Annotated in this window: 9 protein-coding genes; all 9 read right to left on the minus strand. The window is 38.8% G+C overall.

Going from position 1 to position 13,509, the window contains the following annotated elements; translation table 11 throughout:
- A complete protein-coding gene (gene xdh / locus G6Q10_RS05310) occupies window positions 1-2,613 on the minus strand; it encodes a selenium-dependent xanthine dehydrogenase (RefSeq protein ID WP_197914081.1) in 2,613 nt (870 codons plus the stop codon).
- A gap of 110 nt (window positions 2,614-2,723) precedes the next feature.
- On the minus strand, window positions 2,724-3,764 hold the full coding sequence (locus G6Q10_RS05315; RefSeq protein WP_163653798.1) for an XdhC family protein: 1,041 nt from the start codon (window positions 3,762-3,764) through the stop codon (window positions 2,724-2,726).
- Window positions 3,765-3,930: 166 nt separating this feature from the next.
- Window positions 3,931-4,308 carry a RidA family protein gene (locus G6Q10_RS05320; RefSeq protein ID WP_163653801.1) on the minus strand — a complete coding sequence of 126 codons (378 nt, stop codon included), beginning with the start codon at window positions 4,306-4,308 and terminating at the stop codon, window positions 3,931-3,933.
- Window positions 4,308-5,252, minus strand: a complete 945-nt coding sequence (arcC, locus tag G6Q10_RS05325; protein ID WP_197914102.1) for a carbamate kinase — start codon at window positions 5,250-5,252, stop codon at window positions 4,308-4,310. Before arcC ends, G6Q10_RS05320 begins: the two co-directional genes overlap by 1 nt.
- Before the next feature lie 121 nt (window positions 5,253-5,373).
- Window positions 5,374-6,564, minus strand: coding sequence for a knotted carbamoyltransferase YgeW (gene ygeW / locus G6Q10_RS05330; RefSeq protein WP_163653808.1), 1,191 nt, complete (start codon window positions 6,562-6,564; stop codon window positions 5,374-5,376).
- Window positions 6,565-6,580: 16 nt separating this feature from the next.
- A complete protein-coding gene (locus tag G6Q10_RS05335) occupies window positions 6,581-7,894 on the minus strand; it encodes a YgeY family selenium metabolism-linked hydrolase (protein ID WP_163653811.1) in 1,314 nt (437 codons plus the stop codon).
- 4 nt (window positions 7,895-7,898) lie between these two features.
- On the minus strand, window positions 7,899-9,080 hold the full coding sequence (gene dpaL, locus G6Q10_RS05340; RefSeq protein ID WP_163653814.1) for a diaminopropionate ammonia-lyase: 1,182 nt from the start codon (window positions 9,078-9,080) through the stop codon (window positions 7,899-7,901).
- A 3-nt stretch (window positions 9,081-9,083) separates the two neighbouring features.
- On the minus strand, window positions 9,084-10,472 hold the full coding sequence (hydA, locus tag G6Q10_RS05345) for a dihydropyrimidinase (RefSeq protein ID WP_163653817.1): 1,389 nt from the start codon (window positions 10,470-10,472) through the stop codon (window positions 9,084-9,086).
- A 32-nt stretch (window positions 10,473-10,504) separates the two neighbouring features.
- Window positions 10,505-13,504, minus strand: a complete 3,000-nt coding sequence (ygfK, locus tag G6Q10_RS05350) for a putative selenate reductase subunit YgfK (protein ID WP_163653819.1) — start codon at window positions 13,502-13,504, stop codon at window positions 10,505-10,507.
- Window positions 13,505-13,509 lie beyond the last annotated feature (5 nt).

The raw sequence follows: 13,509 nt of genomic DNA on the forward strand, positions 1-13,509 counted from the left end.
CTAACGTTTCTTTTTCAGATAGGGTGTGTCTTCAAGTGGCAATGATTTGCGTAAATGTCCATCCCATGCAAAATATGCTCCAGCAATAGCTGGTGCTGTTGGGATCGTTGCTAGCTCACCAACGCCTTTAATACCATAAGCTAAACCGACATCAATTCCTTTTGCTTGAACAAAAGAATTTTCAATTGGTGGCGCGTCATTTGCTTTAATTAGCCCAAGTGTGGCATATTTCGCTTGAACAAAACCATTTTCCATTGCAAAATTCTCGGTCAAAGCATAGCCCATTCCCATAATGATTCCACCTTCAATTTGTCCTGCCGCTGCTTTGGGATTGATCACGCGACCCACATCATAAGCTGAAACAAATTTTTCAATTTTTCCTTTTTCATCTAATATGACAACTTCTGCTGCGTAACCATAACCTGCATGACTTACTGGGTTCTTTTTGTCATTCATAAGCGGATCGGTTTTGGCGGTATATTCTCCGTAAAATTCTTCTCCTTCAAGATCAGAAATCGCTCGTCCCATGTCAAGTTCATAGCGTAACTGCATCGCCGCTCTTCGTGTTGCTTCTCCGGTGAAAAGCGATTGTCTTGAAGCCGTTGTTGTTCCAGAATTTGGTGTCCGAATGGTATCAGGGGGCTCGGCAATCATCATCTCAGGTGGCAAATCTAGAGTCTCACAAACAATTTGTGTTGTAACCGTTGCAAGCCCTTGTCCAATACACGCAGCACTTGTTCGAATATGAATTTTACCCCCTTCGATTGAGAGAATACACCTACCTGTATCTGGTACACCGACGCCAAGTCCACTATTTTTAAAAAAGGAAGAAACGCCAGCACATGTAGCTTTTTCATAGGTTTCTTTTACGGCTAGTAAACACTCCTTTAACGCTGCATTTTTAGAAACAATTTGTCCATTTGGTAAACTATCACCTGGTGCAACCGCATTTAAGTAACGAATTTCCCATGGTGAGATCCCAACTTTTTCTGCTAACACATTTAAGCTACTTTCCAATGCAAAAGAAGTTTGGCAAACTCCAAAACCACGAAAAGCTCCAGCAGGCGGATTATTTGTATAAACAGCTTTCCCTTCGATATCGATATCCTGATACTTATATGGACCCGCTGCATGGGTGCACGCTCTTTGTAAAACGGGTCCGCCAAGTGATGCATAAGCGCCTGTATCTGAGACGATCACAGCTTTAAGCGCCGTTAATCTACCTGATTCATCACATCCAACTGTGAAATCCATCTCCATCCCATGACGCTTTGGATGAACCATTAAACTTTCCTGACGTGTTAACAAAACTTTAACCGGTTTTTGCAAGATCCAAGCGGCTAATGCTGCATGGTGTTGCACGCTCATATCCTCTTTCCCACCAAAACCGCCACCAACAAGTTTTGACTGAATATGTACTTTTTCCTTCTCAACACCAAGCATTCTCGCAACTTCTCGCTGTTCATCATAAATACTTTGCCCGCCTGTATACATAAATAACCCATCTTCGCCTTCTTTAAGAGCGATGGCGCATTCTGGTTCCATAAAAGCATGTTCATTAATTGGAACAGAGTAATGATCACTTACAATATACTTGGAATTTGCTAATCGTTCTTCTGCATTTCCCCGCACTAAATGTTCTTGTGATAAAAGATTTCCTTTTTCATGAAGCTTTGGAGCCCCTTCTTTAAGTGCTTCTCCTGCGGTTAAAAGCGGGACTTGTTCTTCGTATTCGATTTCAACAAGTTCTTTTATTTCGTTTAATGTTTCTTTATTTTTTGATACGACCAGTGCAATCGCATCGCCGACATAGCGCGTGGTCTCACCTTCTGGAATCAGCACATCCCAATCAGAAATGAATTCCAGATGGCCAATTTTATTATTTCCAGGAACGTCTTTTGCAGTGAATATCGCTTCACAATCTGGATGTTCTTTTGCTTTATCCGTCATGATTTTTACCACTTTTGCTCGTGGGTAACGACTTCTAATCGCTGATCCAAATACCATACCTGGAAGTTTTACGTCATTGACATATTCTCCGGTGCCAAGCGCTTTTTCTTTCGCATCTACACGCTGAAAATCATCGCCCAGCTTACCGCTTGAAGACACTTCAGGTATGCTCAAATTATCACGTAGTAATTGAAAAGCAAGCTCAATTCCTTCGATAATTTTGACATAACCAGTACAGCGACAAATATTTCCTCGAATCGCTTTAGCTATTTCTTCTTTTGTTGGTTGTTGATTTTTTTCATAGAGGCTTTTTGCAGACATGATAAAGCCTGGAATACAAAAGCCACACTGAACAGCTCCAGTTTCTGCAAATGCATAGCTGTACACTTCTTTTTCTCGTATTGATAAGCCCTCAATGGTTATGATTTCTTTGCCCGCGATTTTTGCCAAAGTAAACAAACATGCCTTGCTTGCCTTACCACCAATTAAGACGGTGCAAGCACCACACGCACCTTGCGAACAAGCGTCTTTGCTTCCTGTTAAGTTTAAATCTTCGCGTAGAAATTCTAGTAAATTCTTATTTTCTTCACAATTCTCTTCTTTGCCATTAATGGTTACTGAATACACTGTTTTATCTGCATCCTGTTTCACTGTTTGCATCATTTCTACCTCTCTTTTCATTTGTTTATGTGAAAAACAGATCTTTGGATACGCTTACAATTGAATTATACCACAAAAACAAAGATTAAAAAATCTTTTTTAGCACAAAATAATTATGTTATTTCTTTTACTTCTAAAACCGCTTTTTTGGCCATTTCACTGCGTCGATTGATTAGTTCAGCAGCGATACTAATCGCGATTTCATTTGGTGTTTCTGCATGAATTTCAATACCGATCGGAGCAATGAGTCGATCAATTTGTTCTTTTGGAATGCCACTTTCTTTTAAGATTTTTTGATGTGTCGTAATTTTTCTTTTACTTCCCATAACACCAATATAATGTGAATTCGTATCTAATAATTGCTTTTCAACAACAAGGTCTGTTTTATGCCCTTTTGTAGTCACACAACAGTAATCAATGGCCTGTATTTCTAAATAATGATCAATATGATTAAAATCTCCTTGGATCATTTCATCCGCATCTGGAAAGACCTCTTTTGTTAAAAATTCTGCTCGATCATCAAAGACAATGCAATAAAAGCCAACCGAAGCTAAAACAGGGACAAGTGCTTGAGAAACATGTCCCGCCCCAAAAATAATCACTCTCTCAGCAGAAACAAGTTTTTCTAAGTAAAACATTTCCCCGCTTAATTCAAGTATTCCAGGCCTAAGTGTTTTCCTTGTAAGCGCTAAATCACCGCCAACTACACCTGTTTCTTCACTATAAAAAAAGAGCTTAGAAGTCGCTACTTTTGTCATCTGAAATAATAGGTAAGAAGTTTCGTGGTGCATAATGCTATGAAGCGCTGCCGCTACGACTTCACCGATTGCTGGGTTTTCTTCCAGTGCAAAATACTGGATCAATAAGTCAATATCTCCACCACAAATCATACCAATATCATTTTCTTGATTTGGCGCTAATCTAAATTGTTTTATCATTCCTGTTTTTGTTTTTAAAACTTCTTGTGCTAGCAAAATGGCTTGATATTCAACTGCGCCTCCTCCAATGGTGCCAAGTACTGGCCCTTCATCTGTAATCAGCATATGCGCACCTTCTCTTCTTGGTGTCGAACCATAACTTTTAGCAATACTAACCAACGCAAACGCTCGCTTTTTTTCAATACATTTATTGATCTTTGCAAATAGAGTCTTCATGATTTTTTGCTCCTCAGTAAAATTTCATACAATGCTTGCCGCGCGCTTTGATTGATTTTCCCTCGCGAACCTCGTGATCTATTTTAAAAGGGGATCGTTCTAATTGCAAGCTTTAACAAAAGATAAAATAGCGCCCTTTATGTCAAAACCTGCAATCTGAATATGTTTATTTCACTGCAACCACTTCGATTTCAAACAAGCCATCTTTCGGTAATTTAGCAACTTGAAAACAAGATCTTGCTGGTGAGTTTTCAGAAAAATAATGACCGTAAAGTTCATTTACTGTTGGAAAATCCTTCATATCTACTAAAAACACTGTTGTTTTCACGACATTTGTAAAATCCATACCTGCTTCCTTTAAAATGACGTTTAAATTGGCCATTGCTTGTTCAACTTGCTTATTTAATGTTGCAAGCAGCTCTCCACTTGTGGGATCAAGTCCAAGTTGACCGGAAACATAGAGCGTTTCGCCAGCTAAAACCGCATGTGAATAGGGCCCAATAGCGGCTGGTGCCTTTTTTGAAATGATTGTTTTTTTATTCATCACTTACACTCCTTTTGAATTCTAGTTCCTGTTTTAAAAGCCAGACCATCTTTTGCTTTTTCTAGTAATGTAATTAGTGCAATCCGTCCATCTTTAGAGTCCGCAAATTGCAGGGCTGCCTCTACTTTTGGTAACATTGAGCCCGATGCAAAATGCCCTTTTGTAACAAGCTTCTTCAGTTCATTTACAGAAACTTCATCTAAAGCGGTTTGATTTTCTTTTCCAAAATTCAAGTAAACTTTCTCAACAGCAGTAAGGATAATAAGAGCATCTGCATCTAGCTCTTCTGCAAGCAAGGCGCTACAAAAATCTTTATCAATGACCGCACTAACGCCGCGTCGATGATTTTTTTCTGCAATGACTGGGATTCCACCGCCGCCACATGCGATCACTGTTTGTTTAGCCGTAAGTAACGCTTTAATGGCATCTACTTCTAAAATCGCTTTTGGTTTGGGTGAAGCAACAACTTGCCGGTATCCTCTACCTGAGTCTTCTACGATTTGAATCCCCCTTAAAGCGGCGATACTTTTAGCTTCTTCTTTTGTCATAAAGCGACCAATTGGTTTGACTGGGTGTTTAAAGGCTTCATCTTTTGGGTCGACTTCAACTTGTGTAATGACTGTGGAAACTGACCTAGCTATTCCACGATTAAGTAATTCTTCATGTAAAGCATTTTGCAGATCATAGCCTATATAGCTTTGACTCATTGCTACACAAACAGATAACGGTATATTGGGATACTTATCTGGGTTTGTTCGTGTGAGTTCATCCATTGCTTGTTTAATCATCCCAACTTGTGGGCCATTTCCATGAGAAACAATCACCTCATAACCAGCTTCAATCAAATCTGCAATGGCTTTTGCTGTTTCCTTAATGGCATACATCTGCTCTGCTAAATTGGTCCCAAGTGCGTTTCCACCTAGAGCTACCACAATTCTTTTTATTGCCATTTTTCTCCCTCCTGAAAATGAATAGAACCCCTTAAATGGTTGAATAAAATGGTCAAAAATTACTCATAGAAAAAACTTATATCCTTAAGGGGCTCAATTTACTTAAATTTAGTGATTAACTAAATTTACGTACACTATTTTTACTTTCTAGTGCTTTTAATGTTTTTTGCGGATCTTGAACTTTGCTTAAGAACATCATAGCCGCAATAACGTAAGGTTTGTAACTAGCTTCTTTGTATAATTCAGTGCGATAACGATCAAAAACTGAAGCTTCTACTTCACCTTCTTTGCAACTTATGCCAGTAATATCTGCTGGTAAACAATGCATATACAATGCTTTTCCATTTTTTGTTGTCTTCATAAGCTCTTCTGTACATTGCCAATCTTTATGTTTTGCGTTTTGCTGTAAGAGCTCTTTTTCAAGCTGATCAATTCCGGCTTGATCTCCCACTCCGTAGAGCTGCGTTCTTTTTTCCATGGCTGCAAATGGTGCCCAGCTTTTTGGATAAACAATATCTGCATCTTTAAAGGCTTCTGCCATATTGTTTATTTTTATAAATTTACCACCAGAAAGATTAGCATTTTTCTTTACTACTTCTTCCACTTCAGGCATTACTTCATAACCTTCTGGATGTGCTAATATCACATCCATGCCAAGACGTGACATTAAACCAATAATTCCTTGTGGTACAGAAAGGGGTTTGCCATAAGAAGGAGAATAAGCCCATGTCATAGCGATTTTTTTACCCTTTAAGTTTTCAATCCCACCAAATTGGTGAATTAAATGCAGTGCATCCGCCATGGACTGCGTTGGATGGTCGATATCACATTGTAGATTGACTAAAGTTGGCCGTTGCTCTAATACGCCTTCTTTATGTCCATCTTGTACAGCTTGAGATACTTCACGCATATAAGCATTGCCTTTACCAATATACATATCATCACGAATACCAATAACATCTGCCATAAAGGAAATCATATTGGCTGTTTCCCGAACCGTTTCCCCATGAGAAATTTGGCTTTTACCTTCATCTAAATCTTGGACTTCAAGCCCTAAAAGATTGCATGCAGATGCAAAACTGAAACGTGTACGTGTAGAGTTATCGCGAAATAAGGAAACCCCTAATCCGCTTTTAAAAATAGTCGTGTCTACATTATTTTCTCTTAATTGACGAAGCGCGTCAGCTACTGTGAATACAGCTTCTAATTCATCACGTGATTTTTCCCAAGTGAGAAAAAAATCATGATTAAACATGTTTTCAATTTGTAATTGGTCTAATTTATTTGTGAATGTATCAATACTCATTCAGTTCAACTCCTCATTATTTTTGGCAATAAATGGTCGGTAATGCTGCATATACAGCCGCGCACCGAACTAAATCTTCTTTCCAAGTTTTTTCATTTGGTGCATGTGCTTGAGCTTCAGCGCCTGGTCCAAAGCCAATACACGGAATTCCATTTCGTCCCATAATGGTTACACCGTTTGTTGAAAACGTCCATTTATCAAGTAGCGGACGGGATTTACGTAGTTCAATTGTACCTTTTGAGCCTTTTCGTTCTTCCCCATATAGTTCTTTATGTGCCTGCATTAAAGAGGTGGTTACTTGGTGTTCTTCTGGGATAACCCAAGTTGGGAAGTAACATTCAATTGGATAAACTAGATCTGTATAAGATGGACGATCATATTCATACATTGATACCGTGACATCCTCTCCGTATTTTTGGACACTTGGTAATTGGCGAATTTCTTCTAAACAGCTTTCCCACGTTTCACCTGCAGTCATGCGACGATCTAAAGATACAGAGCAACCATCTGCAACAGCGCAACGGCTTGGTGAAGAGTAGAAAATTTGAGAAGCCGTGATGGTTCCTTTTCCTAAGAAACGAGCTTCTTTCCATTCTGGGTTGTATTTTTTAGCTAACATTTTGACTAAACCTCGGATCGAAGTACTTTCATCAGCCCCATTATTGTTCAACTTACGCACATCTTGTAAAATATCGGCCATTTTATAAATTGCATTATCTCCACGTTCAGGTGCAGATCCGTGGCAAGAAATGCCTTTTACATCGACACGAATTTCCATGCGTCCACGTTGTCCGCGGTAAATCCCTCCGTCTGTTGGTTCGGTTGAAACAACAAATTCTGGACGAACATTTCCTTCTTTAATAATATATTGCCAACATAAACCATCACAATCTTCTTCTTGAACGGTTACTGTGACAAGTACTGTATATTTATCATTAAGTAAAGCTAGATCTTTCATAATTTTTGCTCCGTATATAGCGGAAACGATACCCCCTTCTTGGTCAGAGGTTCCACGACCGCCGATTTCTTCATCTGTTTCATACCCTTCATATGGGTCAAATTCCCAGTTTTCAATTTCACCAATGCCTACTGTATCAATGTGTCCATCAAAAGCAATTAATCTTTCTCCTTCTCCCATATAGCCAAGAAGATTCCCCATTGGATCTATTTCAATTTTGTTGAACCCTAATTTTTCCATCTCTTGCTTTGCTCGTTCAATTTTATTTTTTTCTTCTGCACTTTCACCTGGTATGCGTACTAATTCACGTAAAAATTGAGTCATATCTTTTTGATAATTCTCTGCTGTTTTTCGAATGCTATTAAAATCCATTTTTTTACCTCCATACAATTTTTTTATAGTTTTTTGGATCCGTGTCTCCTTCTGTTGAAAACATTAAGATACTTGACGTGTCATTTAATTGTAAAGCTTCTTTAAGGTCCTTATATTCTCTATCTTTCATAATCGTAGCAACAAGCCCCATACCGACAGCGCCAGATTCACCTGATGTGACTTGTGGATCACCTTTAATCGGAGCACCAAGCATGCGCATGCCTTTTTCAGCAACCCAATCCGGGCAAGAAACAAAATAGCTGGCATGATTTTTAAGTATCTCAAAAGAAATCGTATTGGGTTCACCACAAGCAAGCCCTGCCATGATCGTTTTTAAATCCCCACTGACAAATTTTATTGACCCATCTTTTTGTAAAGCTGATTGATATAAGCAATCCGCTGCCTCTGCTTCAACAACGACCATTATTGGTGGATGATCACGACAAACATTCGCAAAATAACCAATCACAGCTCCGGCTAGACTGCCAACGCCTGCTTGGACAAAGATATGAGTAGGGCGATCAGGGAGTTGTTTATAAGCTTCTGCCGCCATTGTCCCGTAACCTTGCATAATCCATGTTGGAATGCGCTCATAACCTTCCCAAGCTGTGTCTTGAACCATCACGCCATTTGGTGTTTTTTCTGCTAGATCATTCGCTTTTCTTACGCATTCATCATAGTTGACTTCTTCAATCGTTACATCCGCGCCTTCTTTTTGAATGTTTTCAAAACGCGTTTTACTAGATCCTTTTGGCATTAAGACCACTGCTTTTTGCCCCAATTTATTAGCTGCCCAAGCAACCCCGCGACCATGATTGCCATCTGTTGCAGTGAAAAAGGTGGCCTGTCCCAACTTTTCCTTTACGTCATCAGACAGAAGTGTTGTGTAATCTAATTCAGAAACATCTTGTTCTAATTTTTCAGCTATAAAGCTTGCTATAGCAAATGAACCGCCAAGCACTTTAAAGGCATTTAAGCCAAATCGGTAAGATTCATCTTTAACAAAAAATGATTTTAAACCTAAGTATCCTGCCATTTTCTTCAGTTCAACAAGTGGCGTTACATCGTATTGCGGAAAGCTTTTATGGAAAGTTTCTGCTTTTTGGATGATATTCGCTGCCATTTGTTTTGTATGTTCGTCTCTTGATTCTGGCATTTGATTTTTTGTCCATTTAATTTTTTCCAATTCTCATTCCTCCAAAAATGAATAGTCACTTGCGCCACGTTTAATGAATTTCCCGCCTTTTGTTTGGATTATTTTGCCGTCTTCAGCTACTTTTTTTCCGCGCAAATAAACAGCTTTGGCAGCGCCTTTTGTTTCAAAACCTTCATAAGGCGAATAATCGACATTTTGTAGCTGTGTTTTAGCTGCAATAACGCCTGTTTTTTCTGGGTCCCACACAACAATATCTGCATCACTTTGCGGCTGGATTATGCCTTTTTGAGGAAACATGCCAAATTGACGGGCAATTTTTTCAGAAAGCAATTCAACCATTCTTTCAAGTGTGATTTTTCCTGTTATAACACCTGTTGTATAAAGCAGCTCTGGCCTTGTTTCAACTCCAGGTAAGCCATTTGGAATTTTGCTAAAATCACTTAACCCTAATGTTTTTTGACTTTGGAAATGAAAACTGCAATGATCTGTTGAAATCGTATCAATTTCTCGCATTTGAATGCCTCGCCATAACATGACTTGATTCGCTTTTTTTCTAAGCGGCGGGGAACAGACGTATTTGCTACTTGCAAAATCTGGTAAATCATAAAGTGTATCATCAAGCAGTAGATAGTGTGGGCAAGTTTCAACATAAACCTTTTGGCCAGTAGCACGAAATTTCCTAACGACTTCAAGTGAAAGAGCAGAACTCAAATGAACAATATTTACAGGTAAATCTGCAAATTTAGCAAGTGTTAAGTATCGATTTACTGCTTCAGCCTCAGCAAGCTCTGGTCTTGAGAGCGGATGAAAATGAGGGGACCTATCCCCTTTTTTAATAAATTGTGAGATCAGTGAATCAATTAAATCACCGTTCTCACAATGCATTCCTAACATCCCGTGGTGCTTTCTAATTTCTTTCATAGCAGCATAAATTTCAGCATCTGATGTGCGTAAGTGATCATAAGCCATATACATTTTAAAAGATGTAATCCCTTTATCTATCATCTGACTGATTTCATCTGGCAAGGCGCTGTGCCACTCAATAATTGACATATGATAGCTATAATCACATGAACTAATATTTTTAGCCATATGATTCCATGTATTTAAGCATTCCAATAGCGTTCCACCTTTTTCAGGTGTGGCAAAATCAATGACAGTCGTTGTTCCTTTTGCAATGGCTGCCTTACTTCCTGTTTCAAAATTATCCGCAGTGGTCGTTACGCCATTATTTAATTCTAAATGTGTATGAGCGTCAATAAATCCTGGAAGTAAAAAGAGGCCACTGACATTTTCTACTTCGGAATCTTGCTGCGGTAAATGAGCGCCCATTTCAACAACTTTTTCACCTTCTATTCGAACATCTAAAGCACGTCTTTCATTTGCCGAAACAACAACGCCACCTTTTAATAATAGCGACAATTTTCTCGCCTCCTTTCAAGCAGTCTATTTACTTACGCGTCTAAAGTATAGTGATAATCCTTTTTCACCGTTTTGATCAAGGAGACAAGCTCTGCTGGTGCTTTAATTTGTTCTGCTGTGAGAGAAAATTGTTGCTCTTTCCCATCTAATCTAAGTAAACAGCTGTCTTCTTTTTCGCCTAATAAACAAAATCCAGCATTCGTACTCGCGTGAAAATCATTTTCATTAGTAAAAATAGTAAATTTATCTTTATATGGTGCGCTTGAATACGGGCAGAAAGTTTCACAGTTGCCACATTCATTACACATGCGATCTACATGGAGAATTTGTGGGTCATCACCTAACATCACAACAATGTTTGCTCGGTTTGGACAAACATCAGCACAAGATTCACAAATTGTCGAACACTCCAAACAGCCAGATGCTTTGCCAAATTCTGAAGAACAAAGAAGCAAATCACCGCGTTTAGCTCGAACGATACTAGCATCTTGATTGATATTTGTTTGTTCATAATGCTCATTATGAATATGACAAATGTGATTCGCTGCTTTTGTTGCATCTGCAATAGCTTCAACAATCGTTGCTGGCCCAAGATTAGCATCACCAATAACGTGAACATTTGGCAGGCTTGTTTCTAATGTTTTTTGATCAACAATGACTTTTCCTGTGCTATCTATTTGCATGCCAAGCGAGCGATAAAATGCTGTATCCACTTTTTCACCTACAGCTGCAATGACAACATCTGCAGTAACTTTTAGATATTCGCCTGTGCCAACTGGCTTTTTTCGTCCAGAATGATCTGCTTGACCTAATTTCATTTTTTCACAAGTTAGCTCTTTATTTTCTAAGGAAATAGGTGATAATAATTCACAGAACTCGACACCATCTTCTAGCGCTAAGTAAAGCTCTTCTTCATCTGCCGGCATATTACGCTTATCACGGCGATAGACTAAACGTACATTTGTAACACCTGCGATCCGTTTAGCAGCTCGCGCACAGTCCATTGCTGTATTTCCACCACCAACAACGACGATCTCTTTGCCATAAGGGTTAGCTGATGGATCTTTACGACTAGCTATTAAAAAGTCTAGTGAATTTATGGCTTCCCCTTGTTCAAGCTTTAACTTGCCATGTTTCCAAGCACCAATAGCATAAATAATATGTTCATACCCTGCACTTTTAAGTTCAGCTATACTAGGTGCTGGTTTTCCTGTAATAAATTTCACTCCCATAAATTTTGCTAAATCGACATCGCGGTCAACAGAAGCTTCAGAAATGCGGAATTCAGGGACAACTTGACTGCATACACCGCCTGGACGCTCAGCTTTTTCAAATACGGTAACTGGCATACCTTCACGTGCTAATAGATAGCCTGCAGATATTCCAGCTGGGCCTCCACCAACAATCGCCGTTTTTGCAGCACCTAATTTTGGCATTGGTTTTTTGAGCGTTTTTAGTAGTGCGTCATAGGCCTTTTCTGCTGCTTTTAATTTTGCCTGGCGAATATGCACCGACTCTTCATAAAATTGGCGCGTACACTTTGTCATACACGGATGAGCACAAATTGTTCCAGTAATAAAAGGCAATGGATTTTTATCCACAATCACTTGAAGCGCCTCTAAATATTTTCCTTCGCTGACAAAACGCAGATAAGCAGGAATATCTTGAGAAATTGGGCATCCACCGCGACACGGAGCCGTATAGCAATCAAGTAGTGGCACCGCTTTATTTAATTTTGGCGATTCGGGTATTTTCATTGATTTTTGATAATGTGTTCCCTTTTCGCTTTCTGTAACAAGTTCAGCTAATCGCTTTAAATGGACTTCAACTTTTTGCGGGTAAGGAACTTCACTTAATAAATTGGCAATTTGATTCAAACGCTTATAGCCGCCTGGTTTTAGCAATGTAGTGGCCACGGTGATTGGCCAAATACCTGCTTCAAAGATCTTACGAATATTAAAAATATCTGCCCCACCAGAGTAAGAAATCTGTAATTTCCCATTAAATGCTTGTGAAAGCTTATCAGCAAGCGCAATACTGAGTGGAAAAAGCGATCTACCAGACATATACATTTCTTCACCAGGAAGCTCTTGCTGTTTAATTTGTACAGGAAATGTATTAGTAATTTTGACACCAAAATTGAGTTTTTTATCATTGGCTAACTTTTGTAAACGTGTAAGCATTGGTATAGCTTCACTAAATTGTAAATCCTCATCAAAGTGATGTTCATCAAATACCATATAATCAAAACCCAGTTTATCTAGCCGTTTTCGTGTAAAATCGTAGCCGAGCATCGTTGGATTGCACTTGATGAAAGTATGTAACCCTTTTTCTTCTAACAAGTAAGTAGCAATTTTTTCAATTTCATCTGAAGGACATCCATGTAATGTTGACAGTGTAATTGAACGACAAATGCGCGAAGATACTTGTTCAATATCTTTTTCTGTCACATGCTTAAAATGATGCAAATACGCTTTTGAAGCAGCAATACATTCTTTCCAAATCGCTGTATTTTCAGCATTTTGCATGTCCATAATATAGCGATCAATTTTTTCCGATTTAATTCCAGCAAGATCATAGCCAACACTCATATTAAAAATGAAACCATCCGGTGCGCCTAATTTGAATTCTTTACTGAGTAGCTTTAAAATAAACCATGCTTTTACATACTCATCTAATGCTTTTGGAACGCGTAATTCAGTAGACCATTCCACGTTATAACATTCATCTTCGGCATTAATACATGGTTTAGCAACAGGTAAATCTTCCCCGTCAATAATTTGTACTGTTTTTAATTCAAAAAAGCGTGATCCTGTTAAATAAGCTGCAATAATATTTTGTGCTAATTGCGTATGTGGACCAGCTGCAGGTCCACATGGTACCTCCATTTTTTCTCCAAATAAGTCAATTGTTTTCGCTGAATCCGCCTGATAAAATTTGCGAATCCCAAAAATGGAATGACTTCGCTGATATTCTGAAAAAATCCAGTTTAATAGGGCTTTTACTGAAATTGGATGCATAACATCGCTCATCTCGT

This window comes from Listeria sp. PSOL-1 (assembly GCF_902806445.1).
Taxonomy (GTDB): Bacteria; Bacillota; Bacilli; order Lactobacillales; family Listeriaceae; genus Listeria.

Bases quoted from the DNA above. Each gene is read 5' to 3' on its own strand.
- xdh (WP_197914081.1), bottom strand. From the start codon at position 2,613: ATGATGCAAACAGTGAAACAGGATGCAGATAAAACAGTGTATTCAGTA.
- G6Q10_RS05315 (WP_163653798.1), bottom strand. From the start codon at position 3,764: ATGAAGACTCTATTTGCAAAGATCAATAAATGTATTGAAAAAAAGCGA.
- G6Q10_RS05320 (WP_163653801.1), bottom strand. From the start codon at position 4,308: ATGAATAAAAAAACAATCATTTCAAAAAAGGCACCAGCCGCTATTGGG.
- ygeW (WP_163653808.1), bottom strand. From the start codon at position 6,564: ATGAGTATTGATACATTCACAAATAAATTAGACCAATTACAAATTGAA.
- G6Q10_RS05335 (WP_163653811.1), bottom strand. From the start codon at position 7,894: ATGGATTTTAATAGCATTCGAAAAACAGCAGAGAATTATCAAAAAGAT.
- ygfK (WP_163653819.1), bottom strand. From the start codon at position 13,504: ATGAGCGATGTTATGCATCCAATTTCAGTAAAAGCCCTATTAAACTGG.